The 25,048-nt window shown below is 58.9% G+C and carries 21 protein-coding genes and 5 pseudogenes; 15 read left to right on the top strand and 11 right to left on the bottom strand.

Translation table 11 applies throughout. The features are described from left to right. Positions 1 to 149: 149 nt before the first annotated feature. The 7 genes and pseudogenes from RAE07_RS02620 (at position 150) to RAE07_RS02650 (ending at position 5,168) form a co-directional block, all read left to right on the top strand. A complete protein-coding gene (locus RAE07_RS02620; protein WP_046203532.1) occupies positions 150 to 575 on the top strand; it encodes a hypothetical protein in 426 nt (141 codons plus the stop codon). Further along, on the top strand, positions 572 to 1,090 hold the full coding sequence (locus RAE07_RS02625) for a hypothetical protein (RefSeq protein ID WP_316327663.1): 519 nt from the start codon (positions 572 to 574) through the stop codon (positions 1,088 to 1,090). The genes RAE07_RS02620 and RAE07_RS02625 overlap by 4 nt, the downstream gene beginning before the upstream one ends. A 252-nt stretch (positions 1,091 to 1,342) precedes the next feature. Next, positions 1,343 to 1,705 carry a plasmid mobilization relaxosome protein MobC gene (gene mobC / locus RAE07_RS02630; protein WP_316327662.1) on the top strand — a complete coding sequence of 121 codons (363 nt, stop codon included), beginning with the start codon at positions 1,343 to 1,345 and terminating at the stop codon, positions 1,703 to 1,705. Then, the gene (locus RAE07_RS02635; RefSeq protein ID WP_316327660.1) at positions 1,686 to 3,362 is read left to right on the top strand and encodes a relaxase/mobilization nuclease domain-containing protein; all 1,677 of its coding nucleotides are present in this window, start codon (positions 1,686 to 1,688) and stop codon (positions 3,360 to 3,362) included. The genes mobC and RAE07_RS02635 overlap by 20 nt, the downstream gene beginning before the upstream one ends. Continuing rightward, positions 3,340 to 3,876 carry a hypothetical protein gene (locus RAE07_RS02640; protein WP_316327659.1) on the top strand — a complete coding sequence of 179 codons (537 nt, stop codon included), beginning with the start codon at positions 3,340 to 3,342 and terminating at the stop codon, positions 3,874 to 3,876. The genes RAE07_RS02635 and RAE07_RS02640 overlap by 23 nt, the downstream gene beginning before the upstream one ends. Positions 3,877 to 4,014: 138 nt before the next feature. Beyond that, positions 4,015 to 4,585 (top strand): annotated as a pseudogene (locus tag RAE07_RS02645) (IS6 family transposase); the annotation flags it as partial. 247 nt (positions 4,586 to 4,832) lie between these two features. Continuing rightward, positions 4,833 to 5,168, top strand: coding sequence for a hypothetical protein (locus tag RAE07_RS02650; RefSeq protein WP_317001272.1), 336 nt, complete (start codon positions 4,833 to 4,835; stop codon positions 5,166 to 5,168). Positions 5,169 to 5,716: 548 nt separating this feature from the next. On the opposite strand, the gene RAE07_RS02655 is transcribed toward RAE07_RS02650, so the two are convergent. Then, complete coding sequence (locus tag RAE07_RS02655; protein ID WP_317001273.1) at positions 5,717 to 6,325, bottom strand: recombinase family protein; 609 nt, start codon at positions 6,323 to 6,325, stop codon at positions 5,717 to 5,719. Positions 6,326 to 6,504: 179 nt separating this feature from the next. Between RAE07_RS02655 and RAE07_RS02660 the strand changes: the two genes are divergently transcribed. The 4 genes from RAE07_RS02660 to RAE07_RS02675 all read left to right on the top strand — a co-directional run bounded on the left by RAE07_RS02660 (position 6,505) and on the right by RAE07_RS02675 (position 8,146). Beyond that, a complete protein-coding gene (locus RAE07_RS02660) occupies positions 6,505 to 7,050 on the top strand; it encodes a TetR/AcrR family transcriptional regulator (protein WP_144013056.1) in 546 nt (181 codons plus the stop codon). Beyond that, positions 7,047 to 7,406, top strand: coding sequence for a DMT family transporter (locus RAE07_RS02665; RefSeq protein ID WP_048733039.1), 360 nt, complete (start codon positions 7,047 to 7,049; stop codon positions 7,404 to 7,406). The genes RAE07_RS02660 and RAE07_RS02665 overlap by 4 nt, the downstream gene beginning before the upstream one ends. Then, positions 7,403 to 7,732: a DMT family transporter gene (locus tag RAE07_RS02670; protein WP_003849969.1), complete on the top strand. Its 330-nt coding sequence runs from the start codon at positions 7,403 to 7,405 to the stop codon at positions 7,730 to 7,732. Before RAE07_RS02665 ends, RAE07_RS02670 begins: the two co-directional genes overlap by 4 nt. Positions 7,733 to 7,831: 99 nt before the next feature. Continuing rightward, the gene (locus RAE07_RS02675; protein ID WP_174232238.1) at positions 7,832 to 8,146 is read left to right on the top strand and encodes an NIPSNAP family protein; all 315 of its coding nucleotides are present in this window, start codon (positions 7,832 to 7,834) and stop codon (positions 8,144 to 8,146) included. Between the two features lie 85 nt (positions 8,147 to 8,231). On the opposite strand, the gene RAE07_RS02680 is transcribed toward RAE07_RS02675, so the two are convergent. After that, positions 8,232 to 9,041 carry a pentapeptide repeat-containing protein gene (locus RAE07_RS02680; RefSeq protein ID WP_317001274.1) on the bottom strand — a complete coding sequence of 270 codons (810 nt, stop codon included), beginning with the start codon at positions 9,039 to 9,041 and terminating at the stop codon, positions 8,232 to 8,234. A gap of 72 nt (positions 9,042 to 9,113) precedes the next feature. On the opposite strand from RAE07_RS02680, the gene RAE07_RS02685 reads away from it, so the two are divergent. Beyond that, on the top strand, positions 9,114 to 9,413 hold the full coding sequence (locus tag RAE07_RS02685) for a hypothetical protein (protein WP_317001276.1): 300 nt from the start codon (positions 9,114 to 9,116) through the stop codon (positions 9,411 to 9,413). A gap of 95 nt (positions 9,414 to 9,508) precedes the next feature. Here RAE07_RS02685 and RAE07_RS02690 read toward each other — a convergent pair. After that, positions 9,509 to 10,805 (bottom strand): annotated as a pseudogene (locus RAE07_RS02690) (IS3 family transposase). 168 nt (positions 10,806 to 10,973) lie between these two features. On the opposite strand from RAE07_RS02690, the pseudogene RAE07_RS02695 reads away from it, so the two are divergent. The 3 genes and pseudogenes from RAE07_RS02695 (at position 10,974) to RAE07_RS02705 (ending at position 15,945) form a co-directional block, all read left to right on the top strand. Next, a pseudogene (locus RAE07_RS02695) lies at positions 10,974 to 12,079 on the top strand (putative PEP-binding protein). Positions 12,080 to 12,219: 140 nt separating this feature from the next. Continuing rightward, positions 12,220 to 13,782, top strand: coding sequence for a YfcC family protein (locus RAE07_RS02700; RefSeq protein WP_316328812.1), 1,563 nt, complete (start codon positions 12,220 to 12,222; stop codon positions 13,780 to 13,782). 955 nt (positions 13,783 to 14,737) lie between these two features. Beyond that, a pseudogene (locus RAE07_RS02705) lies at positions 14,738 to 15,945 on the top strand (IS110 family RNA-guided transposase). 258 nt (positions 15,946 to 16,203) lie between these two features. Here the strand turns inward: RAE07_RS02705 and arcC are convergent. The 8 genes and pseudogenes from arcC to RAE07_RS02745 form a co-directional block, all read right to left on the bottom strand. Continuing rightward, positions 16,204 to 17,142 carry a carbamate kinase gene (gene arcC, locus RAE07_RS02710; protein WP_316328773.1) on the bottom strand — a complete coding sequence of 313 codons (939 nt, stop codon included), beginning with the start codon at positions 17,140 to 17,142 and terminating at the stop codon, positions 16,204 to 16,206. A 16-nt stretch (positions 17,143 to 17,158) separates the two neighbouring features. Beyond that, complete coding sequence (gene argF / locus RAE07_RS02715; RefSeq protein WP_316328771.1) at positions 17,159 to 18,154, bottom strand: ornithine carbamoyltransferase; 996 nt, start codon at positions 18,152 to 18,154, stop codon at positions 17,159 to 17,161. Positions 18,155 to 18,271: 117 nt separating this feature from the next. Beyond that, a complete protein-coding gene (locus RAE07_RS02720) occupies positions 18,272 to 19,558 on the bottom strand; it encodes a dihydroorotase (protein WP_316328770.1) in 1,287 nt (428 codons plus the stop codon). A 24-nt stretch (positions 19,559 to 19,582) separates the two neighbouring features. Continuing rightward, on the bottom strand, positions 19,583 to 20,518 hold the full coding sequence (locus RAE07_RS02725) for an aspartate carbamoyltransferase catalytic subunit (protein WP_239208128.1): 936 nt from the start codon (positions 20,516 to 20,518) through the stop codon (positions 19,583 to 19,585). Positions 20,519 to 20,523: 5 nt separating this feature from the next. Continuing rightward, entirely contained in the window at positions 20,524 to 21,081 is a 558-nt protein-coding gene (gene pyrR, locus RAE07_RS02730; RefSeq protein WP_239208176.1) for a bifunctional pyr operon transcriptional regulator/uracil phosphoribosyltransferase PyrR, read from the bottom strand. Between the two features lie 95 nt (positions 21,082 to 21,176). Beyond that, a pseudogene (locus RAE07_RS02735) lies at positions 21,177 to 22,473 on the bottom strand (IS3 family transposase). 427 nt (positions 22,474 to 22,900) lie between these two features. Continuing rightward, positions 22,901 to 23,965, bottom strand: a complete 1,065-nt coding sequence (locus RAE07_RS02740; RefSeq protein WP_239208129.1) for a PDDEXK family nuclease — start codon at positions 23,963 to 23,965, stop codon at positions 22,901 to 22,903. A gap of 73 nt (positions 23,966 to 24,038) precedes the next feature. Further along, positions 24,039 to 24,854: a TIGR02391 family protein gene (locus RAE07_RS02745; protein WP_239208130.1), complete on the bottom strand. Its 816-nt coding sequence runs from the start codon at positions 24,852 to 24,854 to the stop codon at positions 24,039 to 24,041. Positions 24,855 to 25,048: the final 194 nt, after the last annotated feature.

Here is a 25,048-nt window from a genome sequence, read left to right on the forward strand (position 1 = left end):
CTCTCTCGCAGCCCTCCCCTAGACACTTTTATCGTCACAGAGACGTTAACAACGTAGGAACATACCCCTGGGAAGCCTTGAACCATCGGGTGCTTAACCCAAGTGCCCGATGGCACCGAAATACCGCAACCTAAAGAAAGGAGTTGGCCATGGAGCCACAATCACCGCAGCCACCCCGGACACCTCGCGGCGGGTCGAAGGAACGCTACGAAGCCGAGGAATCTGCAAAAGGCCTTATCGCAGGTTTAGTCGGCCTAGACTGCGCCGACATCATTCGTCGTTCTAATCGCGTCCAGGAGATTCTCGAGGATCTTGCCCAACACGCTCCCGCAGAGGGCGTGTCCCTGGAGCAGCTTAGGGAGGAGAGGAAAAAGGTCGATGCCGAAATAGACCAGCTGTCACGAGAGCTTGACGAACGCGACAGGAAAATGCAGGGCAAGCCCAACGGCAATCCCCCGGGCCAGCCCGAGCGCAAGCCCCGTAACGTCACGGTTAAAGACCCGCGATTTGCCCCTCTTTTCCAGAATGAACCAGAAGAAAACGACACAGATAAAGGATGGGAACCAGAACTATGATTACGAAGTCTCAGACCGCCTCTGCGATAAAAAAGTTTGAAGCTCGCCTGGAGAAGCAGAAGCGAGAGGAAACCGAATTGGCTGCGGAGTTCGAGGAAATTGAGCGTAGGTTAGGCAAAGTTCTCGCCGCCTGCGTTTATGAACCGTCGAGCAAATGGGCCGCATTTCTCGACCGTTCTGTCCGGGAACTGCTCGTGGAATGCGGCGCACAGGTGGCCCCCTCCCGCGAAGAGTCCGAGGAGGACGAGAGCGCTCATCGCGGGGAGGACGAGGGAGCTGATAAAGGCTCCGAAGTCGATTCCGAAGGCTCGACCGAGCCGGAGGAGTCGGAGGACGAAGAAGCCGATGAAGGCTCCGATGACTCTACAGAGTCGGAGGAGTCGGAGGGTTCTGAGGACTCCCACGGCGGGGAATACGAAGAGGCTGACGAAGCCTCTGAGGCAGATTCCGAAGGCTCCCCAGAGCCGGAGGAATCCCCCGCAGGCCCGGAGCAAACTGACCACTACGGTCAGTGAGCGTAGGACCAGAGGGTCGAGGGAGAGAATCTCCCTCGCCAGCGCCACGAGACACCGGAGGTGCCCGAGTGGCTTGCTGGCCGCCTGTTAGGGAGGGCCGTCTTTGACGGTGGCGAGTACGCCTGAAGCTGCGCAGCAGATTCAGGGGGCCGACACCGGAGAAGCGTGACCCTCACTAACAGACTGTGGCCCTGGCTGCGTCAGCAGCCGGGGCCACCCTGCCACAGTAAGTATGGAAAGTAGGAGGTGGATATGCGAGACAAGTTCTCGACATATTCGCGGACAACCGTGCGCCTCGACAAGGATTTGGACAAATTTGTCGAGGAGGTCGCACGGTTCGCAGGTGTGCAAAAAGCAGTCGTGTTCCGGGAAGCTCTCTATGTCCTCGCAGAGGAGGAGAGCGTGCTAACGCAAAAGCGTTTGGCCCCGGACACGCTGCGCCGGTGGGACGAGATGAACGAGCAACTGCGCCGGATTGGCATCAATCTGAACCAGCTGGCTCGGCGGGCAAATATCGACGGGACTGAATCGGTGTCCGAGTTGGTAGAAGGCATCGCTGACAAAGTCGATTCTCTCCGCCAGGAGGTGAAAGACTTTGTCCACAATCAAGATTAGCTACAGCCAGAACCTCCGCGCGGCGACAGTGTATGCCGTCTACGGAACGGCAGACAATGCCCGCAAGGGCCGGGCGCGAGCTGATGCTTTATGCACGGTTCAACCTAATGCTGAATCGTTCTCGCCGCAGGCGACATCTGGCCGCTGGTCTGGAGTGGACTTCATGGAGGCCAGTGTGGACGAGATGGAGCGTTATGCTCCGTCTCAGCGCACTGACGAAGCAATTATTTATATCCAATCGTGGGCGAAAGACGAGCTGGATAAGGACAACCCGGCTGATGTAGCTCGGGCTAATGCAGCCGGTTCAGAGCTGGCGATGCGGCTGACTAAAGGCACGGGAGTTCCGTTTACCGTTGCCACGCACACCGACAGTAAAAGCGGCTGCGTCCATAACCATATCGTCTTTGCCAACCACGACCCGCAGACAAAGAAGGCTGCACCGAGGGACATGCGTAACTGGTTTAAGTTGCGCAACGTCAACGATGAGTTGATGCGCGAGTTGGGGATGCGTGTCCTGGGCAAGCCGGGAGGCCGTCAGGGAGGCAATGGAAGCAAGCCGATAGGTAGCAAGCCGAAAGACAGCAAGCCGATAAAGCCGGAAATATCGCTACTTCCTGCCGAGCGCAGGGCACGCAAAGAGGGCCAGTCCACCGACTCGACGGGCCTGGGCGTGGATGAATTAACAGCAATCACCTGGGCTGATTTTGCTCGCAAGCGCATAGATGAGCTGTGTGCTGATGAACGAGTAGCCGATGCCGAGGACCCGCTGACCAAGGCGCTAGAGGTTGCTGGCGACTACAACCTGTCCCTAAAAGTGCAGCCTAACTCAAAGACCGAGGGTGAATCGTTAACCGTGGCCCTGGTCGATGATGACGGAGAGGAGGCCTATTTCACGAACACCACGAAGGCAGGGCGTACCCGAAAGCGTAAAGCAGCTAAGGCCGGCTCGAAATTAGGCCGCAGCTATTCGCTAGAGGGTGTGACCGAGCGCGTTAACGAAGCTCAGGCAGCTCTCGTTGCGCGACAGGAGGTGGAACTCCAAGCTGATGCAATTGACGATGACCTGGAGGCGAAATACGGCTCCAGCCTTCTCGATGACGAGGAGGAAAACTACTACTCCCAGGAGGGATTTAATTATGGTCTCAGTGACCGAGATGACACAGATAGCCCAGGCAGCAGCGAAGGGCAAGATGGAAAGCGTCTTGAAGGTTTTCCATCCACGCCTGAACAAAGTGGAGAAGGCTATCAAGGCGACGCAGGAGAAACTGAAGAGTCTGCCGGAGAACGCGGGGGAGATTATCAACAGTCTGCCCAGCGACTTCTCGACGCGATTAGCGAAAGTGGAGACCGAATTAGGAAGCGTAAGGGGCAGGCTCGCCGAGAACAAGAACTACGTGAGCAGCAGTCACTTCCAGGAAACGATGATGGGAGTGCAACAGATGATCACCGGCCTGATAAAGAATATCGAGGCACTGCCCAGCGGCATGGACGGGGTCAAGGGAACTCTACTCGAGCTAAATCAGCAGATGTCGCAGCTCGTAAAGCTACAACGGGAGGTAATCAGGGCAGCACAAAGTCCCATCCAGCTCGACCGGTCTTCCAGCCAAGCAGTAGCCCAGAGCCTCAACAACCAGATGACGGCCAGCCTGACTACTGACCTGGAGCCACTGGTAGCAGTAGCGGTCTCCGAGGCAATGTCGAAAGAGTCGGAAAGCCTGCACAAGGCAGCAAAAGCCTCTGACAAGGCCCGCAACGCCTTGCTCCAGGAGAAGGAGGCCAACGAGAAGCTGCTGGAGGATATACGAGCAGAGCGCAAGAAGTATAACGAGGACATGGCAGCATCTAACAGGCACTTTATTAAGGCTTGCCAGTCTGCCGCGTGGATTGCAGCCAGTGTTCTCTTCGTTGCTATTGCACTCGTTGCTGTCGGAGCCTTGGGGAAGGGGCTGCTAAGTATGCTCGGCATACCCGACGGCGTGTCTGCCTTGTGGGGTCACGTCCAGGAGGCCGAAGGTGTTGCCCCAACACTGGGCTGGTTGGCGTTAACACTTATCGTCATAGGGGTTCTTATAGCGCTTATGACCTGGATGCTGTCCCAGGCTGCGCCGGGTATTGCTCACTTGGTCGAGGAATATCGTCGCAATCACCCGAGGAAAGAAACGAACCACTAACTCGAACACGTGCACCGTAAAAAAGTAAAAAGCCCCACAACACAGCGTAGCGGTTAACCGCTACGCTTCTTTTATGCTCTCTCTGGTGCTGTTGCAAAGTTGGGGCAGTAGGAAGGGCGACGTGAAATAATCACAGCCATGGGTATCTTCTCCCGCCGTCATTTCCCCCCGTGGCATCATTCTGTGGGCAGTAGGTGGTACTGCCGCTACGGGGTGAGCTACCGCGATCTGGAGGAAATGATGACTTCAACGGGGCGTGCCGGTTGATCACACCACGATCTACCGCTGGGTCTAGAAATACGCGCCTGAGCTGGATAAGCAAACACGGTGGTACCGACAGGTACCTGACTGGCAGGCCAGTTCCTGGCGGGTGGATGAGAGCTATATCCGGGTCAGCGGCAGGTGATGCTACCTCTATCGGGCGATCACCGCCGGTGGCCAGACCCTAGACTATTACCTCTCTCCGAAGCAGAACGTGGCCGCAGCGAAGCGTTTCCTAGCCAAGGCCGTCAGATCCAATGCGTCAGCCGGGTATCCCAGAGTGATCAACGGCGGTAAAGCACCCTCCCTAGTCAGGGCAATCGCCGAGTTGAAGTCAGTGGGAATCTGGCCGGCAATAGTGGAACACCGGCAGGTGAAATACCTCAACAACATCCTGGAAGGCGACCATGGTCGACTGAAGCGGATCCTCGGGCCGAAAGACGCGTGGGCCTGACCCCCGGAAAGTGGACACGTCGGGGGTTAGGCCCCTCGAATACGGGAACTATCGTAGACGACGATAAAACTTACACTGCGACTGTTAACACTAAACCGTTTAGAGAAGCATGCAAGGTTTAATAGGTAGAATCTTAAACAACAGTAACCAGGCTAGAATCTTTGTACTCTTTGCGCGTACGGACGCTACGTATGACGAGGAATTCGTCGGAATAGCTTTAACTAGGGAGCAGGAGCGTGCCATGGGCGAGCATGTTGATTCTTCAGATATAACCTGTTGGACTGAAGAAGTTCCCCTTCAAGGCTGGAAGGGGGAACTAAACAAGTGTCGTTTCCCGAGACTTGTTTATCTCGTTTTTAGGGAAGGGTATGCGCAACATTCCTCCGTGCGCTACCAGGAAATAGGCCCAGATATATTGGCCGCATTTACCACACGTGAAGCAGCTCAAGCTGATGTTGTTTCTCGGCAGAAAAAGGAGCCTGCATTCTTGCCGAGTGAGTTTCATATATGGGAAGTCGAGTTCGGGGCTTTGACCGAAAACTTCCGTGGCCAAGGTCCAGAAATCCCCATGTACTGAGCAGTCCGTCTCGGCGGCTTTAGACTCTGTTGCAGGGAAGAACGTAAGCATCTATACCGCTGCGAAATGGTGGAATGGACTTTGATAGAGGTTAATATAGAGCGCGCTTAGTGGGCCCTTGGAGTCGCGTATCTAGGGTGCGTAGGAAAGTACCAGAACGCAAAGCTTAAAAATTTATCTTAGGCTGTATACTGGTGAGACTTCAACAGTTGTGACTCTCTTGAATCAAGGCAGCGGTTTTATGCGTTGATTGGTATTAAGGTAAGGACTGACGAAGGAGAATGGCTCAATGAATTCCTATATCAGAATTGGGTTATCCGCAGTTTTAGGGATATGTCTTGTCGCCCTCTTAGCTCAATTTGAAGTGATTAGCTGGGGAAGCGGGGGGACGGCTGGAATATCAGCCATAGCAGTAGCAACACTTATAAATTTGCTCCGATACAGGTAGAAGCCTAAGCCCCGCCGATATCCGCGCTAGATACGATCCGTAGAAATACTGTCGGATGCGAAAAGTATCGCGTATACATTCCCTCCGCGCTCCGTCGCGTCTACGCGTTCTTCAGCGCCCGATACACCGTAGGGCGAGTGACCCCAAACTCCCGCGCCAGCGCTGCCTTCGCCTCCCCTGCTAGTGCGCGCTGCTTAATTTCTGTTACTTGGTCTGGGCTAAGGGCGGGTTTGCGGCCTTTGTACTTGCCGGCCTTTTTCGCCAACGCAATACCCTCCGCCTGGCGCTCGCGGATAATGGCCCGCTCAAACTCCGCAAACGAACCCAAAATACCCAGCATAAGATCCGCACGCGGATCCGCGGTGTCTTTTGTAAAAGTGAGATGCTCGTGCAGGAAGGTAACGGTTACGCCCTTGTCGACGAGTTCGTCGACAATACCGCGTAGATCTGTTAGTGAGCGGGCGAGGCGATCAATCGACGAGACGACGAGTTCGTCACCGTCGCGCACATAGGCCATACACTCCCTAAGCCCAGGGCGCTCGGTCTTAGTGCGGCCGGAAATCTTGTCCTCAAAGAACCGGTCAATACTTCCAGACACGGACAGTAGTTCTTTCTGGCGCTGATTATTTTGCTCCACCGTTGAAACGCGGATATACCCCACCCGCTGCCCACGCGAACCAGAACCACTAGCCGTCGACACCACAATCACCACTTTCTGTATAGATACGGCCTAGACCCCACTATACAAGTGTAAAATAATGCCCAAATCTACCTTATTTTACATGTAACTTACTGCCATAGGCGCACGTAACAATAGGGTGTACCCCAGGTGCCCCTACCAGCGCCCGCAGTTGAAGGCTTCACCTACCAAATGGTAAAGTTAGCTATATGCGAACCAGTCAGCGCTCCGAGATCCTGGAAGCTGCCCTCCGCGTCATGAACGCAGCGGAGGGTGGCGACATTACCCTTGACGCAGTGGCCCACGAGGCCGGGCTCACCAAACCGGGATTGCTATATCACTTCCGCAACCGCGACGTACTGCTCGCCGCGATCGTCGACCACGCTGCGGCCAACGTCGAGAACGACATGACTGCCACCCTTGGCAAGCCCCTCGAGAACGCCAACGCCACCGAGCGGCTCCTGAGCTACGTTCACGTCGCCGCCCACGGGGTCGCCAAGCGCGCCGAGTTCATCATCTGGGGCCAAGCGACGTATCGGCCCGAACTCACCGAACCGTGGACTACGCGGATGGGCCGCTGGCTCGAACTCCCGGACGATCTCGACGCCGCCACCCGAGCCAGGCTGACCACCGCCCGACTCGCCGCCGACGGACTCTGGGGCGCCCAGGCCACAGGTGTGTCCACCCTCCACGGCGCGGATCTCGAAGCCGTCGTCTCCAGCATTCGCTCCCTGATCGAAGGAACAACCCCATGAAGCAGTGGTTCCTGCTCGCTGGCGCCATCACTACCGAAGTGGCGGCGACGCTGTCTCTCAAGGCGGCGCTCAATCACCCATCCTGGTACATCGTGGTTGCTGCCGGATACATCGGCACTTTCGTCTTCCTCACCTTCTGCCTGCGCGAAGGAATGCAGATCGGCGTCGCCTATGGCATCTGGGGAGCCAGCGGGGTCGTGCTCGCCGCCGTGCTATCCGCCGCGATTTTCGGTGAACCTCTGACCGCTGTGATGGGTCTTGGAATGGTTGCGATCATCAGCGGTGTCCTCACCGTCGAACTCGGCTCCCAGAAAGCTCAGCAAACCGCAGCCCAGGAAGCAGGAGTCAACTCATGAGATGGATCTTCCTCGCAGGCGCCATCTTGTCCGAAGTCGTCGCGACCATGTCGCTACGAGCCTCCGACGGTGGCCGGGTGAAGAAATGGTTCATCGGCGTCATCGCGGGGTATCTCGTGGCGTTCGTCGCCTTAAGTCTCGCCTTGGCCGACGGCATGGCCCTTGGCGTCGCCTACGGCATCTGGGCAGCATCCGGCGTAGCTCTCACCGCGATCCTCGCCCGGGTCATCTTCCACGAACCCCTCACCCGAACCATGGCCCTCGGCATCCTCCTCATCGCCGTCGGAGTTCTCACCGTTGAACTCGGCGCCAACTTGGCGAACTGACGCATTTCCGCAGGTAAACCAGGCAGATTGGTGTGCTGCACCACGAGGCGCACAGACAAAGGCTCCCCAATGAGCGCCTGTGGGCCTAGCGTTGTGGATGTGATCACCTGTGTCGTCCACTACACCATCGACCCCGACCAGATCGCAGCCTTTGAACAGTTCGCCCGCGCTTGGATGCGGCATGTCGACGAACACGGCGGCACCCACCACGGGTACTACCTACCCGCGGAAGGTGTGAGTGACCGTGCGGAATCCCTGTTCAGCTTCCCCAGCCTGGCTGCCTACGAGCAGTACCGCACCTTGTTCGGCACCCACTCGGACTTCATCGCCGCTGACCGGATTCGAGACGAGTCCGAGTGCGTCCTGCGGTACGAGCGCACCTTCATGCGGCCGCTCCTACCCCAGGGACACTGAAAGGGACTCCGGCAGCACGCTCGGCACAACCCACAACGCCGCAGGTCAGCGCGTACAGATGGGTGTACTCTATCGGACTTTTATACTATGGTTCGGGGTCTTCCTCCTTAGTGAAAGTCGCACCTAAATCTTGTAAGCGTTGTTTCTGTTGTGGAGTCAACGCCAAGTTATCCTCTGGAAGAATGGTCTCGTGCAAAGTTGCAGTTTCAAGAATTGAAAGGTCTGTAGGAGTTCCCGATAGGTCCGCGTTGCTTAGATCCGCACCACGCAAATCGGCACCCCCTAATTGTGCTAGTTCAAGGATTGCACCTTGTAGATTCGCGTTTCTTAGATTCGCGCCGTCAAACTTCGCCTCTATTAAAACTGCGTTGCTTAAGTCTGCCCCTTCGAGGTTTGCTCCACTAAAGTTTGCACAATTAAGCCAAAGACCACTCAAATTTTGTTCCTTTAGGTCAAAGTCTTTAAAAGGCAGTTCAGGAATGGAAGGGTCTGGTTTATCTGTGGAAGATTTCGTAGTGGGCGTACCAGGGGTAAATATGGTCCCGTCAGCTGTTAGACAATGGGGTGATAGGTTAGCTGACGTCGCAACTTGAGCCCGATCTCGAACGTATCGCAGATTTTCGAGTCGCTCTGCTGTGTCTGCCTGATTGTTAGAGTCCCAAATCTGCGTCACCATAAAAATGGATCCCACCACTGTGGAGGCAATGAATGGTATTCCAATGTCGCGGAGCCATTCGGAGCGGGCAGGCGAAGCAGAACTTGTGCTTTGGGTGACTTCTTTTTCCTGTTCGGTATGGCTCTCTATAGAGGGGTTCCTATCTGGTGCATCTTGTTCTTTCGGAGAAGCGTCTTTTGGTGTGTTTTCTTCGTTAGGTGTATTTTTGCCATAACCCATTCATAAAGAATATGTATAATGTCGGGGTTTAGCACGCGTTGTCGTTGGTCGGAGGTTAAGGGGGGTAAAGGAATGGCTGACATTATTCATGAAGCCCAGGACACGCACCTGTGCGCGTTGTTTATTGGGGCGCACGGGGATACTGGAGACTACAAGTACGCACTAGACGCCGCCAACAGTGCCGCCAAGCACCTACAGGTAATACAAGCGGAGTTGCCTGCCACTTCCCCACTGGCCCGCGACGCCGGCACACTCGCCAAGTTCGTACGCGCAGCACAGAGGAATCTGTCCCAACAACGGCCCGCAGATAACCCAGACGAACTTCTAGACTTAGCCACCAGCCTCAAAGAACGACTGGAAGCTACACACTAAAGGAAACTCCCCTAGTGCTTCTCGTCGTTGGAAGCACTAGGGGAGAAGCCACCTGCGGGGGTGAACTGGCCCCCGAAAGTTGGACTGGTTTAACTCTAGGTGGTTAGGACTTCAAGGGTCTGATTTCGATATTGCATCGGGGTCAGGCCCTTGAGTCGTTGTTGGATGCGTTCGGTGTTGTACCACTGGATGTAGTCGTCGATCGCCTGGTTGAACTCTGCGACGGTGTCGAAGACTTCTCCGTGGTACATCTCGGTTTTCAAGTGGCCGAAGAAGTTCTCCATGACCGCGTTGTCGTAGCAGTTAGCTTTACGCGACATCGACTGAACACCGCCGTTGTCATGAATGAGGTTGCGCCAGGACGAATGCTGGTACTGGAAACCTTGATCGGTGTGCATCATCCACCCAGTCTCAGGCGCACACATTTTAATCGTCTGAGTTAAAGCATCGGCGGTAAAGGCTGTCGACGGTGATGTAGCCACGGTGTGGGCAACGATTGAACGGTCGAACAGATCCATCACCGGTGACAGGTAGACTTTGCGGCCTGCGATCCTGAGCTCGGTGACGTCGCTGACAAAGACGGCGTTTGGCTTATCTGGGGTGAACTTGCGGTCAAGTGTGTTCTCGGCAATGTGGCTGATCGTCCCGTTATAAGAAACATATGGCCTGCGCTGGCGGACCTTGGCTCGACGCCCCAACTCGCACATGAGTTTGTAGACGAGCTTGTGGTTGACCACCCACCCCTGGTTGCGCAGGTCAAGTAGCACTCGCCTGTAGCCGTAGCGATGCTTGTTACGTTCGAAGCTTTCCCGGATCGGGTCTTTGAGCGCAGCGTGCTTGTCCGGCTCGCTGAGTCGTTTCTGGTGGTAGAAGAACGTCGCTCTCGGCATGCCTGCCGCATCCCAAAGGTATTGCAGCCGATGCTGTGACTTGAGGATGACAATCGCCTGGACTTTCAGGCGTGTCCCTGATTTCTCAAGTCCCGCAATTTTTTTAAGTAAGCGTTTTCCGCTTCCAACCGCGCGATCTGGCGACGCAGCTTGTCCTCCTCCGTGAGCAGCTTCGGCGCGGCCAAACCTTTAGGCCTGCCTTTCGGCTTCGGTTTTAACGCGTCATCGCCACCTTTACGCCATTTCCACGACCACTGGCTGACTAGCTGCTCTGATGACAGGCCAAATTCACGCGCGAGATCCATCGCTGTCTCACCAGCAAGGTGGCGTTGGACAACTTCCTTCTTGATTTCGAACGAATACTGCTGCTTAGTCGGTTTCTCCACGAGACATAGCCTGCCATGCAGCGTAAACCGACGATAGAGCATACGGACGGCGTATTTGGAGACATCAAGAGCAGTGGCAGCAGCCTTAAAGCCCATGCCTTGCTCAAAAAGTTCAACCAACTGCTCGCGCTGATGCTCACTCAGCGAACTTCGAGCTCTCAATGAAAACTACCCCCCACTAGTCGGTAACTGATTTTCTCAGTCCAACTAATGGGGAGCAGTTCACCCTCGACCGCCCCTCGATCCTCGTCGCCGCGGACCTCGCCCCCGCGGAAACCGCCACCCTGGACCCGGCCCGGGTCCTCGGCATCGTCACCGAGGCCGGCGGCGCGACCTCCCACACCGCGATCCTCGCCGCCCAGCTGGGCATCCCTGCCGTGGTGCAGGCCAAAGGTATCCTCGGGGTCGCACCCGGGAGCTTTGTAGCTATCGACGGCACCTCAGGCGACGTCATCATCACCCCCAGCGACACTGACACCGCCGCCCTGGCCGAGCGGTCGCGCCGCCGCGCGGCTGCTTTGGCGGGCTCCACGGGCTCGGCGGAGCACAACCACAGGGTGACGCTGCTGGCCAACATCGGCACCGTCGCAGACGCCGCCGCAGCGTCCGGCCTGGACCTGGAGGGCTGCGGCCTGCTCCGCACCGAGTTCCTCTTCGTGGACCGGGAGAGCGCGCCGACCGTGACGGAGCAGGCGGAGATGTATGCGGGCGTGCTCAGGCGTTCGGGCGCCGCCGCGTGGTGGTGCGCACCCTGGACGCCGGCGCCGACAAGCCGCTGCGCTTCGCCGACCTCGGCGCGGAGCCCAACCCCGCCCTTGGCCGCCGCGGGCTGCGCCTCTCCATGGCGCGCGAGGCGGTCGACGGCTGCGACCTGCGGGTCATGGCCCCTATGGTGGCCACGCAGGAGGAGGCCGAGTGGTTTGTGCGCCGCGCCCGCTCCTTCGGCCTGCCCCAGGTCGGCGTGATGGTGGAGACCCCGGCCGCTGCCTTGACCACCGAACAGCTCCTGGGTGCGGCGGACTTCGCCTCCATCGGCACGAACGACCTGTCCCAGTACACGATGGCCGCCGACCGCATGCAGGGCGAGCTCGCCCCGCTGCTGTCCGTGTGGCAACCCGCCGTGCTCGCTATGATCCGCGCCGCCGCCGAGGGTGGCTGGGCCGCCGGCAAGCCAGTCGGGGTGTGCGGGGAGGCGGGCGGGGACCCGCTTGCAGCTCTGGTGTTGGTGGGGCTCGGGGTGGCGTCGCTAAGCATGGCCCCCTCCAAAATCGGGCCGGTGCGGGCCGCGCTCCGCGGGCACGACCTGGATACGTGCCGCGAGATGGCGCGCCGGGCCCTCGCCGCGCCCACGGCGGCGCAGGCCCGCGACGCAGCGCACGACCTACTCTGATATCCGAGGGCAATTGCTGTAAGAATAATCACCCTCTCGCGGTGCCTGTGGCGCATGGTGGCGGGTTTACACTTATTCCTGTACCGACCACTCGCCTGGGACATTCGCCCCGGGCACCTAGCCAGGGAAGGACTAACACCGTGACCACGGCAGCTCCCCAACAACAGGCCCCTGAGAAGAAGAAGAAGTTCGAGTTCCCGTCGGCCTTCACCATTCTCTTTTTCCTCACCGTCATCGCGGTGCTCTGTACCTGGTGGGTGTCAGCCGGCTCCTACTCCAAGGTGGAGTACAACGAGGGCGCCAGCGACCTCGTCGTCACCGCGCCGAGCGGCGAAACCAGCGACATGCCCGCCACCCAGGAAACCCTGGACCAGCTGGGCGTGCCGATCAACATCGACAGCTTCACCGGCGGGGACATCACCAAACCCGTCTCCATCCCTGGCACCTACGAGCACGTTGACCCGCACCACGCCGGCTTTATGGACATCCCGCTCAGCATGGTGCACGGCACCATCGAGGGCGTGGACATCATCGTGTTCATCCTGGTGCTCGGCGGCCTCATCGGCGTAGTGCGCGCAACCGGGGCGTTCGAATCCGGCTTGTTCGCGCTGACCAAGAAGACGAAGGGCCGCGAGTTCATTCTCGTCGCCGCGGTGTCGATCCTCATGGTGATGGGCGGCTCCTTCTGCGGCCTCGAGGAGGAGGCGGTGGCGTTTTACCCCATCCTCGCCCCCATCTTCATCTCGCTCGGCTTCGACGCGATCGTTGTGGTTGGCTCGGTGTTCCTCGCCGGCTCCATCGGCTCGGCATTCTCCACCATCAACCCGTTCTCGGTCATCATCGCCTCCAACTCCGCGGGCATTAAGTTCACCGAGGGTATCGGCTGGCGTGCCGCCGGCGCGGTGGTGGGCGCGATCGTGGTGATTACCTACCTGTACTGGTACGCCAAGAAGATTAAGAAGGACCCCTCGGCCTCCATCGCCTACGAGGACCGCGAGAAGTTCAACGCGCAGTGGCAGCTCGACACCGCGGAGGAGGACATCCGGTCGTTCGACCTGAAGCAGAAGGTCATCCTGATCCTCTTCGCCGCGGCCTTCCCCATCATGGTGTGGGGCGTGATGAGCCAGGGCTGGTGGTTCCCCACCATGGCAGCGTCCTTCCTCATCATCACGATCATCATCATGATCCTGTCGCTGTTTGGCAAGCACAAGCTCAGCGAGGGCGAGGTAGTTGAGGCCTTCTCGCAGGGCGCTTCCGAGATGGTGGGCGTGGCCCTGATCATCGGCCTCGCCCGCGGCATCAACTTGGTCCTCAACGAGGGCATGATCTCCGACACCATGCTCGACGCCGCCACCCGCCTCGTCTCCGGCATGCACGGCCCCGTGTTCATCCTGATGCTGATGGTGGTGTTCTTCTTCCTCGGCTTCGTGGTGCCCTCGTCCTCCGGCCTCGCCGTGCTGGCGATGCCGATCATAGCCCCGCTCGCGGACTCCGTGGGCATCCCCCGCTTCATCGCCGTGTCCGCCTACAACTGGGGCCAGTACGCGATGCTCTTCATCGCCCCGACCGGCCTGGTTATGGCCACGCTGCAGATGCTGCATATCAAGTACTCCCACTGGTTGAAGTTCGTCTGGCCGATGGTGGTGTTCATGTTCGTCTTCGGCGGCGCGATGCTTGTCGCGCAGGTGCTCATCTACAGCTAGGGCCGGCGCCCTCCCCCCGCCCTCGGCGGGGCAAGGAGTGGTTCACGGAGACGTACCGGCTACCGTCGCCGTAGATGAAGTGGAGGTGCGACGCCTCCCGAACGATGCGCAGGTAGCCGTCCGTCACCAGTGAATGGCACGCGGAACACAGGGGCAGCAGATTCTCCAGATCTGTGTGGCCCCGTTTTCCCATTCCTTAACGTGGTGGACCTCGATGAAGCGCGTGTGCGTGCACCCCGGCGCTCGGCACGCCGATGTTGTTGGGCAAGTAGGCGTGGCCAGGGTGGTTTTCGGGGTGGTGCGGGCGATGTGAACGATGCCCGTCAGCGCCTGCACCAGCTCCCGGCCGATCGGCAGACCGTACCCGGATACCGTCTGCCGCGGAGCGCACGCCGCCTCCGCCGCCCAGTAGCTCGTCGACGCCGTTGTACGCGATCTCCCCGATCTTTAACGCCGCCGGTAGTACCCGGGTTGCTTCTCGACGTCCTCCCCGCCGGTCTCGCCGTACGCGGTCAGCGCAATCTCGAGCTCGTGGTAGCCCAGCTCCCGCTCGTTGGCATTATAAAAATGCTTCCCACAGGCTTTCTATCAGCGGAAACGGCGCCTATAACGTGCGTGTTTTTGCCCATTACGTTGTTGGCAGTTCCGCTTGAAGGAACTCAGGATTCGTACTCCTAGCCCCATGCTGGGGCAGGCTATGTTTATCTGCGTTCCTTCTGCCTTGGGGCAGTGGAACTAGTCGCTGGCTTCGGTATGGCTTGTTTTCGTCCCTGTCTGAAAATGATCCGGGGGGTGATGCCGCCGAAGGCAGTGACATACTCCAGACTGCTAATAGGAACCTGACCCGCACAGAATGTGCGAGGTCTCAAAGTAATGTGGATGCCAGCGTGAAGTATGTCCGACCACCAGCGATGAAATAAGTCCCATACTCATTCAATTCGCTAGGAGGTCTAGCATGACCTACGACTATGTCATCGGCATGGACGTCGGCAAATACTTTCACCACGCTTGCGTCTTAGACATCGACGGCACCCAGGTGCTATCTAAGCGCATCAACCAAAACGAAAAATCCTTGCGCACGCTGTTTTCAACGTTCAGCGCACACGACCACAGGATCCTTGTCGTCGTGGACCAGCCAAATAACATTGGTCGACTAACTGTCGCGGTTGCCCAGGATATCGGAATCGACGTGCGCTACCTTCCCGGTTTGGCTATGCGTCAACTCTCACGCATCCACGCTGGCAATGCCAAAACTGATATCCGGGACGCCTATATCATTGCCCACGCTGCAAAGAACCTTCCGGAGTCCCTCCGCAGCGTCGACCGTGTCGAAGAAGCTTTCCTCCAATTGAAGGTCCTCAACGGTATCGACGAAGACTTAGCGCGGTCCTACACCAGGCTTATCAATCAGATTCGAAGTGCACTAGTAGGCTGCTACCCGCAATTCGAACAGGCCCTTCGCGGTCAGATAATCCACCGCAAGTGGGTTCTGCACCTACTTGCACGCTACGGCGGACCGACCAAGATAAAACGCCTCGGAAAAGCCAAGGCAGCTGCCTTTGCTCGACGATATAAGGCACGCAATCCCGAACCTGTCCTCGATGCCATATTCGCTGCTATCTCTGAGCAAACAGTCACCATTGCAGGTGCACACTATGCCGAAATGGGCATAGCAATGTCGGCGAAAGACGCACTCTAAAAACTCGAACATCGCAAACAAATCGAGCAGGAAGTCATCGAGCTCATCAACGACATCCCCACACCCAATTCCGGCTATCGATGCCGGGAATCGGGCCAAAGACGGCTGCCCAAATTCTCATGACCGCGGGCGATATGTCCGACTTTCCGTCAGCTGGGCACCTAGCCTCCTACGCTGGCTTATCGCCCCGAACGAATCAGTCCGGAACCTCAATCATGTCGAACTCACTGAACCGAGCCGGCAATAAAAAACTAAAGAACGCCCTATGGCAATCATCTTTTGCATCCATCAGATTCCACGAGCGTTCCCGGCAATTCTATGAACGAAAGCGCCGTGATGGCAAGAGACACAACGCAGCAGTAGTAGCACTAGCCCGCAGACGACTCAACGTCCTCTACGCCATGATGCGCAACCACCAGTGCTACCGCGATCCCGCCTTACAACAGGAAGGAATCGCAGCCTAAACACCAAGAACGAAACAGCCGACTGGGAAAACCCAGTCGGCTAGCAGGCATGCCCGAAAACCACACAACCAAACAACCCCGCAGAGAGAATCCGCCCCCGATTTCTCCACCCTCGAGGTTGACAACCTATATAGGAACACCCCCTCCGCGCCTCAAACCTCCGCATTGCGGACAAGTTGGTGCGCGCCAACTATTTGGCCACGAAAAACGGGGCGCGGAACCTTTCCAAGTTCCGCGCCCCGCGATTGGGCGGCGGGCTTAGCTCTTGATGGAGGTGCCCACGGTGCCGTTCAGGGCCTCGCCGGCGTTCTCCAGCGAGGTGATGATGGCGGTCCGCCCGGCGCCGCCCTCGACGTAGGAGACGCACGCCTCCACCTTGGGCAGCATGGAGCCGGGGGCGAACTGGCCGTCCGCCATGTGCTGCTTGGCCTCGTCGACGGTGATCTCGGTCAGGTCGCGCTGCTCGGACGTGTTGAAGTTGACTGCCACGTTCGCCACGGCCGTGAGGATGATCAGGTGGCTCGCGCCAACTTGGTCAGCCATGATCGCGGCGGAGCGGTCCTTGTCAATCACGGCGGGCACGCCCTCGAAGCCGCCGCCGTCGCGGCGGACAACGGGGATGCCGCCGCCGCCGGTGGAGATAACCACTGCGCCTGCGTTGACGAGCGAGGTGATGGCCTCGCCCTCGACGATCTCCGTCGGCTGCGGCGATGCCACAACCCAGCGCCAGCCGCGGCCGGAGTCCTCCACGTACGTCTCGCCGGTCTCCTCCATGAGGCGCTTCGCGTCCTCCTCGGAGTAGAAGGAGCCGACGGGTTTGTTCGGGTTGTTGAAGGCCGGGTCATCGGCCTGAACTAGTGTCTGGGTGATCAGCGACGCCACGGGCTTGGCAATGTCCCGCTTGTGGAGCTCGTTTTCCAGCGCCTGCTGCAGGTGGTAGCCGATGTAGCCCTGGCTCATGGCGGAGCACTCGGGGAACGGGATCTCCGGCGTGCCGCCGACCTTCTCGGCCGAATTGTCGGTGGCAACCTTGATCATGCCCACCTGGGGGCCGTTGCCGTGGGTGATGATCACCTCGTGGCCGCCTTCGATGAGGTCGACCAGCGCGGTGGCGGTGCCCTGGATCAGCTCGAGCTGCTCCTGGGGCGAGTTGCCCAAGGCGTTCCCGCCGAGGGCGACAACCAAACGGTGTCCCATGTCGATTCTGATTCTCCTAGCTGAGGGTGGCGTACATGACGGACTTGATGGTGTGCATGCGGTTCTCGGCCTCGTCGAAAACCTTGGACTGCGCGGACTCGAAGACCTCGTCGGAGACCTCCATCTCGGACACGCCGAACTTCTCGGCGATGTCGGCGCCGATGGTGGTCTTCGTGTCGTGGAAGGAGGGCAGGCAGTGCATGAAGATGGCGTCGTCGGCGGCCTTGGCCATGACGTCCTTGGTCACGCGGTAGGGCTCGAGGAGCTTGATGCGGGACTCCCAGATGTCGTCGGGCTCGCCCATGGACACCCAGATGTCGGTGTAGATCACGTGCGCGCCGGTGGCGGCCGCGTCCACGTCCTCGGTCAGGGTAACGGAGCCGCCGTTCTCAGCGGCAATCTCCTTGCACTGCTCCACCAGCTCGGCCTTGGGCATCTGCTCCTGCGGGCCGCAGGCGACGAAGTCCAGGCCCAGCTTGGCGCAGACGACCATGAGCGAGTTGGCCACGTTGTTCTGGGCGTCGCCCATGAACACGAACTTGAGGCCCTTGAGGCCCTGCGGGAAGTTCTCCTCCACCGTGAGCATGTCCGCGATCATCTGGGTGGGGTGGAACTCCGTGGTCAGGCCGTTCCACACCGGCACGCCGGCGTTGGCGGCCAGGTCCTCGACGATCTCCTGGGCGAAGCCGCGGTACTCGATGCCGTCGTACATCCGGCCGAGCACGCGGGCGGTGTCCTCGATGGATTCCTTCTTGCCCATCTGCGAGGAGCCCGGGTCCAGGTAGGTCACGCCCATGCCCAGGTCCATGCCGGCGACCTCGAAGGCGCAGCGGGTGCGGGTGGAGGTCTTCTCAAAGAGCAGGACGATGTTCTTGCCCTCAAGGTAGTGGTGCGGGGTGCCGGTGAGCTTCAGATTCTTGAACTCTTTGGAGAGCTTGATCAGGTAGCGGATTTCATCGGGGGTGAAGTCTAGTAGCTTGGTGAAGTTGCGGCCGCTAAGGCTGACAGGCATTGGAAACTCCTTTTCGCGTTGGGTAGAGGACAGTGGGAATTCCGTCCACTGTCGATGGTAACGCCGGGGCGGCTGCTTGTTCTATGCCCAACGCGTATGAGAATTATCACTGTTTGCTTATCGACGATCCCCAGCGAACGTCACCTCGCCCCGCAACACCGTCGCGGCGACGCGGGTGCTAAAGGTGTGGCCGCGGTACGGCGTGTTGCTGGACTTGGAGGCGAAGCCGGCCTCGTCCACCGCCCACGTGTCGTCCTCGTTGACCAGGGTCAGGTTGGCCGGCTCGCCCTCGGCGATGGGCCGGCCCTGGTCGGCGAGGCGGGTGATCTCGGCGGGACGCTCGGACATGACCTTGGCCACCCAGCGCCAGTCGGCGAGGCCGCCCTTGACAAAGATCTCGGCGATGATGGCCAGGGAGGTCTCCAGGCCCAGCATGCCGGGGCGGGCGAGCTCGAACTCGCATGCCTTGTCCTCGGGGGTGTGGGGTGCGTGGTCGGTGGCGACGACGTCCACGGTGCCGTCGAGAAGCGCCCTGCGCAACGCCTCCACATCGGTCTCCTCGCGCAGCGGCGGGTTGACGCGGTAGGTGCCGTCGTAGGTGTCCAGCAGGTCGTCGGAGAGCAGGAGGTGGTGCGGGGTCACCTCGGCGGTGATGTCCGCGCCCTGCTGCTTGCCCCATGCGATCAGCTCGACGGAGCCGGCGGTGGAGGCGTGGCAGAAGTGGACGCGGCCGTGGTAGTCGCGGGCAAGCAGGATGTCGCGGGCCACGATGGACTCCTCGGCGACGCGTGGCCAGCCGCCCAGGCCGAGGCGGCCAGCGTTCTCGCCCTCGTGGGCGCTGGCCCCCTCGGTCAGGCGCGGCTCCTCGCAGTGCTGGGCCAGCAACACGTCGGTACCGCGGGCGTACTCGATGGCGCGGCGCATGACGCGCGGGTTGTCAACGCACTTGCCGTCGTCGGAGAACATGCGCACCTTGGCGTCGGAGCGGGCCATGAGGCCGAACTCGGTGAGCGTCTCGCCCTCTAGGCCCTTGGTAACGGCGCCCACCGGGTGCACGTCGCACAGGCCCACCTGCTGGCCCTTGTGCCAGATGGCCTCGGAGATCACCGGGGAGTCGTTCACCGGGGTGGTGTTCGCCATGGCGAACACGGCAGTGAACCCGCCGCGCGCGGCGGCGCGGGAGCCGGTCTCGATGGTCTCGGCGTCTTCGCCGCCGGGCTCGCGCAGGTGCACGTGCATGTCCACCAGGCCCGGCAGGAGCACGGCGCCCTTGCCGTCGAGCGTGGAATCCGCCTGGGCGTCCGCGCCCGCGTTGACGGAGGCGATCACGCCGTTTTCCACCAGCACGTTAACCGGCTCGCCCTCGCCGTAGGGGCGGACGTTGGTGATGAGCAGGGAAGTCATAAAAGTCGTCCTTTCGCGGCCCGGTTAGGCCAGATCCTCGTTGGCAAGAAGGGTGTAGAGCACGGCCATGCGGGCGTGCACGCCGGTGGTCACCTGCTGCAGCACGGTGGACTTGTCCTGGTCCGGCACCACGTAGTCCATCTCCATGCCGCGCAGCATCGGGCCGGGGTGCATGACAATCGCGCCGGGCTTCATCGCGGCGGAGCGCTCCTCGTTCATGCCGAAGAGCGCGGAGTACTCGTGGTTGGACGGGAAGAAGCCGCCCAGCATGCGCTCGGCCTGCACGCGCAGCATCATCACCACGTCCGCGTCGGGCAGTTCCGCGTCGAAGTCGGCGGAGGTGCGCACCGGCCAGTTCTCCACGCCCACCGGCAACAGGGTCGGCGGCGCCACGAGCACCACCTCCGCGCCGAGGGTGGACAACAGGTCCACGTTGGAGCGCACCACGCGCGAGTGCAGGCAGTCGCCGCAGATGACAACCTTCTTGCCGGCCACGTCCCCGATGCGCGAGCGCATGGTCACCGCGTCCAGCAGGGCCTGGGTGGGGTGCTGGTGGCGGCCGTCGCCGGCGTTGATCACGCTCGGGCCCTTGCCGCCCGGGGCGACAACCTCGGCCAGGTGCTGGGGCGCGCCGGAGAGCGGGTGGCGGATGATGATCGCGTCGGCGCCCAGCGCCTTCAGCGTCAGGCCCGTGTCCCGCAGGGACTCGCCCTTCTTTACCGAGGAGGTGGAGGCGGCGATGTTCATCATGTTGGCCGACAGTGCCTTGCCCGCGGCCTCGAAGGAGGAGCGGGTGCGCGTGGAGTTCTCGTAGAAGAGGTTGAACACCATGCGGCCGCGCAGCGTGGGCAGCTGGGGCACAGAGCGGCCCTCGAGCGACTCGCGGAAGCGGTCGGCGGTGTCCATCAGGGCGACGATCTCGTCCTTGGACAGGTCAGAAATGCTCAGGAGGTGCTTCACGCTTCTTACGCTTCCTTTCGAGTGAGGATGACCGAGTCGCTGCCGTCAATCTCTTCCAGCAGCACAGCGACCTTTTCTTCGGTGGAGGTGGGCAGGTTCTTGCCCACGTAGTCCGCCCGAATTGGCAGCTCGCGGTGGCCGCGGTCCATCAGGACCGCCAGCTGGATGCGCGCGGGGCGGCCCAGGTCGCGCAGGCTGTCGAGCGCGGCGCGGATGGTGCGGCCGGAGTACAGCACGTCGTCCACCAGCACAACGGTGGCGCCGTCGATCCCCTCGTCGGGGATGGAGGTGGGCTGCAGCGCGCGGTGCGGGCGTCCGCGCAGGTCATCACGGTAAAGTGTGGTGTCAAGAGAGCCGGAGGGGATCGTCTTTCCCCCGTACTGCTCGATCTTGGTGGCGAGGCGCTTCGCCAAGGGAACGCCGCCGGAGGGGATTCCCAGAAGGACAACGCGGTCAGCGTCCGCGGTCTTTTCAATGATCTGGTGCGAAATGCGGTCGAGCGTGCGGTTGATATCCGCAGCGTCCATGAGTTCTCTCATTATTCTGCTCCTTCTCCGCGTCAGTGCGCGGTCCTTAAAGGATCTGTTGTGGCACCCTTTCGGGCTGAGGGAAACGGTAGCACAATGAACTGGCCCCCGAAAGTTGGACTGGTTTAACTCTAGGTGGTTAGGACTTCAAGGGTCTGATTTCGATATTGCATCGGGGTCAGGCCCTTGAGTCGTTGTTGGATGCGTTCGGTGTTGTACCACTGGATGTAGTCGTCGATCGCCTGGTTGAACTCTGCGACGGTGTCGAAGACTTCTCCGTGGTACATCTCGGTTTTCAAGTGGCCGAAGAAGTTCTCCATGACCGCGTTGTCGTAGCAGTTAGCTTTACGCGACATCGACTGAACACCGCCGTTGTCATGAATGAGGTTGCGCCAGGACGAATGCTGGTACTGGAAACCTTGATCGGTGTGCATCATCCACCCAGTCTCAGGCGCACACATTTTAATCGTCTGAGTTAAAGCATCGGCGGTAAAGGCTGTCGACGGTGATGTAGCCACGGTGTGGGCAACGATTGAACGGTCGAACAGATCCATCACCGGTGACAGGTAGACTTTGCGGCCTGCGATCCTGAGCTCGGTGACGTCGCTGACAAAGACGGCGTTTGGCTTATCTGGGGTGAACTTGCGGTCAAGTGTGTTCTCGGCAATGTGGCTGATCGTCCCGTTATAAGAAACATATGGCCTGCGCTGGCGGACCTTGGCTCGAAGCCCCAACTCGCACATGAGTTTGTAGACGAGCTTGTGGTTGACCACCCACCCCTGGTTGCGCAGGTCAAGTAGCACTCGCCTGTAGCCGTAGCGATGCTTGTTACGTTCGAAGCTTTCCCGGATCGGGTCTTTGAGCGCAGCGTGCTTGTCCGGCTCGCTGAGTCGTTTCTGGTGGTAGAAGAACGTCGATCTCGGCATGCCTGCCGCATCCAAAAGGTATTGCAGACGATGCTGTGACTTGAGGATGACAATCGCCTGGACTTTCAGGCGTGTCCCTGATTTCTCAAGTCCCGCAATTTTTTTAAGTAAGCGTTTTCCGCTTCCAACCGCGCGATCTGGCGACGCAGCTTGTCCTCCTCCGTGAGCAGCTTCGGCGCGGCCAAACCTTTAGGCCTGCCTTTCGGCTTCGGTTTTAACGCGTCATCGCCACCTTTACGCCATTTCCACGACCACTGGCTGACTAGCTGCTCTGATGACAGGCCAAATTCACGCGCGAGATCCATCGCTGTCTCACCAGCAAGGTGGCGTTGGACAACTTCCTTCTTGATTTCGAACGAATACTGCTGCTTAGTCGGTTTCTCCACGAGACATAGCCTGCCATGCAGCGTAAACCGACGATAGAGCATACGGACGGCGTATTTGGAGACATCAAGAGCAGTGGCAGCAGCCTTAAAGCCCATGCCTTGCTCAAAAAGTTCAACCAACTGCTCGCGCTGATGCTCACTCAGCGAACTTCGAGCTCTCAATGAAAACTACCCCCCACTAGTCGGTAACTGATTTTCTCAGTCCAACTAATGGGGAGCAGTTCAGGGATTGTGGCTTTTTTATTTTCCTTCCGTCCGACTATGCGCCGGGGGAAGCGCGTTGCGGACACCCAAAACCATACCGCCTTACAGCGCGCCCGCAACCGGAGTAATAACTAGGTAAAAGAAAAGTATACCCAAAAAATACAACAGCCCCTAGTACAAGGCTAGAGTTCGTAACAACAGGTCCTCAGGTTAGGGGTGAGGAACCGTTGTCTATGTAGCCCGGCTCCTTTTCACAGACTATGTGTACGTCGGACGTATTTCTGTTAGTCACATGATCGCGCGCCTTAGTTCCGGGAACATGAGGCACCTGAGGACGCCCTATATCTCCAGGTCGGATGAGGCTCGCTCTGCCACCAAGGCAAGGTTTTCGCCCTGATAGAACCATGCGGTGGTGGCGGCAAAGTTCCCCCTAGGTACTCCTGCCCGTTTAAACAACTCGTTACTGAGCCTAGTTGCTGTCCATTCTTGTTCCGGTTCAACGCCCCACTTAAATGGCTTTTGTGAGTGCGAATTCCACGTGAATTTCTGCCGAGCAGGATCCTGGTTCAGCCATGCCTTTAAAGTGGACACACTTTCTTGATTGACCTGGCCAGAAGGATCAAAATCAAGTGAGGCTCCGTGAGGAATCAGATCATGGTCTAGAATCCTCGACACTGATCGACGGCGTCTTGTCTTCTGTTGTTCCTTCGCGGCGGTCACCCGGGGTGACTGGGCCCGAAGACGAAGCTGACTGATGTCTTCTACTGGGAATGCACGGTTGAAGCTGACAACTAGATTTGCAACAGTTTCTCCAGTAGGCACAGTGAAAAGATGATACTGGTGACACTCGATCGTCAGATCCGGGGCGACCTCATTGAGCCACTGCACGGTGGTCAAGACCTGAGCCGGAAACTCCGGAGCCACCAGCATGATTTTAGGGAGCGCGAAAGCCAACTCTTCATCAAATTCGTCATCGACCTCCAGGAAGCTTTCCAACTCCTCCTTCGCCTGGACTTCTGTCATCCGATCGGTGGGTTGGAACTGCTTGTTGTACCAGGCAGCATGCTCTTGGGCGAGGACGTCAAGGGTGAAACTCGATGCTAACGCAGCGTAAGTCAAGGCCTGGAGATGTACCGTTTTGTCCTTGACTCGCTTGAGCTCAATGACGACCAGCTCACCGGAATCTGACAACCCGACAATATCGGGGCGTTCCAAGGCCGAGCCTTCTTCGGAAGCCCAGCGGTTGAACTGGGTCGTGACGATCTTCATCTTCGGGTCGATTACCTCGGGGTGGTGAACGATCCACGCCTCAAGATCGGTGACCTCACCCAGGCCTTGTTCAATCATGCTCGTCTGTTCGCATACCATCGAGGATTTACCATCGACTTGCAAGAGTTTTACCATACTGCCAATCTAGAGGAGGGTTGTCGCCCATGCATATTGCCTCAGGGGTAGCGGTAATTCGACCATCCGCAGCTTAGGCTTGACCCTTCAGCCAGCTCCTGTCGATGACCCGGTGTGCATAGGAAATCATCGCCATGGCGTCGAGGAAATCTTGTTCCTTTTCTTCCGATCTCAGACGTGCACGATGGGCATGATCGTTACGAAGATGTCCGTAGATTCCGTTGAGTAGATGGATGAATCCGAAATGCTCCGCCTCATCTGCCGGGCTGGAGAAATCGTTTATGAATCGTGGCCCAGGGTTATTGCGTGTACCGAACACGTACTGAGTGAGCTTCTCTCCGTCAAGCGCGCATTCTGCGGGCCGGATACGTTCTATCAGTGACTTCGTCGCCTCGGTTACGGCATGGAACATCGACTGATTGATCAGTTCTTCTTCACAAAATCTCAGTGCCTCTGCATGAGTGCCACGCAAGACAAGCTTCTCTTTTAACCGCCTGGTCAGGGCGTCGGCGCCGATGACGCCTTCAAGTGCAGGGACAATGTGTCCCTCGTCGGTGACGCTGAACTTATAGGTGCGAAGGATTGTGTCGACGTCGGAGATGATCCGTTGACGCTTCTGGGGCTCCTTCAAAAACCGAGCTGGAGCTAGAGCCTCCGAGACAAAACGTGCCAGTGGCCCACTCGACTGAGCGAATTGTTGCTCGTTCATCAATGCGTGGTAGGCGATATCAGTCTTGGAGACAAAATCCTTGATCATCGTGATACCAGCCGCGGCGAAAGCGTTATGCATCTCCGTAGCTGAGATTCCCTCCCATCCGGCTACGAGTGCCTTGCAGAGCGCGCGGGTCAGAGTAGGGTTAGCAACGGGAAGGTTATTTGCAGAAGACATTCTTCAAATTTAGCCAGTGTGCCTGCAGTGGGTGTCCATGAAAAAGGATGACCCCATAGAATATTCGCTACAGTGAAAATTCATTCGTTCCTGTTTGTGCGTCGCTCACCACTTGTAGGACTCGCTGGGGTCATATCCCTGATTACGTAAGTACTCATCAAGCTGACCCTGTACATCTTTTCGCTCTTGAAGCT

Source organism: Corynebacterium nasorum (assembly GCF_032821635.1).
In the GTDB taxonomy this organism is placed as follows: Bacteria; Actinomycetota; Actinomycetes; order Mycobacteriales; family Mycobacteriaceae; genus Corynebacterium; species Corynebacterium kefirresidentii.

Bases quoted from the DNA above. Each gene is read 5' to 3' on its own strand.
- RAE07_RS02685 (WP_317001276.1), top strand. From the start codon at position 9,114: ATGGCTGACATTATTCATGAAGCCCAGGACACGCACCTGTGCGCGTTG.
- argF (WP_316328771.1), bottom strand. From the start codon at position 18,154: ATGCCTGTCAGCCTTAGCGGCCGCAACTTCACCAAGCTACTAGACTTC.
- RAE07_RS02745 (WP_239208130.1), bottom strand. From the start codon at position 24,854: ATGTCTTCTGCAAATAACCTTCCCGTTGCTAACCCTACTCTGACCCGC.
- RAE07_RS02625 (WP_316327663.1), top strand. From the start codon at position 572: ATGATTACGAAGTCTCAGACCGCCTCTGCGATAAAAAAGTTTGAAGCT.
- RAE07_RS02720 (WP_316328770.1), bottom strand. From the start codon at position 19,558: ATGACTTCCCTGCTCATCACCAACGTCCGCCCCTACGGCGAGGGCGAG.
- RAE07_RS02680 (WP_317001274.1), bottom strand. From the start codon at position 9,041: ATGGGTTATGGCAAAAATACACCTAACGAAGAAAACACACCAAAAGAC.
- RAE07_RS02640 (WP_316327659.1), top strand. From the start codon at position 3,340: ATGACGGCCAGCCTGACTACTGACCTGGAGCCACTGGTAGCAGTAGCG.
- RAE07_RS02650 (WP_317001272.1), top strand. From the start codon at position 4,833: ATGGGCGAGCATGTTGATTCTTCAGATATAACCTGTTGGACTGAAGAA.
- mobC (WP_316327662.1), top strand. From the start codon at position 1,343: ATGCGAGACAAGTTCTCGACATATTCGCGGACAACCGTGCGCCTCGAC.
- RAE07_RS02740 (WP_239208129.1), bottom strand. From the start codon at position 23,965: ATGGTAAAACTCTTGCAAGTCGATGGTAAATCCTCGATGGTATGCGAA.
- RAE07_RS02665 (WP_048733039.1), top strand. From the start codon at position 7,047: ATGAAGCAGTGGTTCCTGCTCGCTGGCGCCATCACTACCGAAGTGGCG.
- RAE07_RS02660 (WP_144013056.1), top strand. From the start codon at position 6,505: ATGCGAACCAGTCAGCGCTCCGAGATCCTGGAAGCTGCCCTCCGCGTC.
- RAE07_RS02620 (WP_046203532.1), top strand. From the start codon at position 150: ATGGAGCCACAATCACCGCAGCCACCCCGGACACCTCGCGGCGGGTCG.
- RAE07_RS02670 (WP_003849969.1), top strand. From the start codon at position 7,403: ATGAGATGGATCTTCCTCGCAGGCGCCATCTTGTCCGAAGTCGTCGCG.
- arcC (WP_316328773.1), bottom strand. From the start codon at position 17,142: ATGGGACACCGTTTGGTTGTCGCCCTCGGCGGGAACGCCTTGGGCAAC.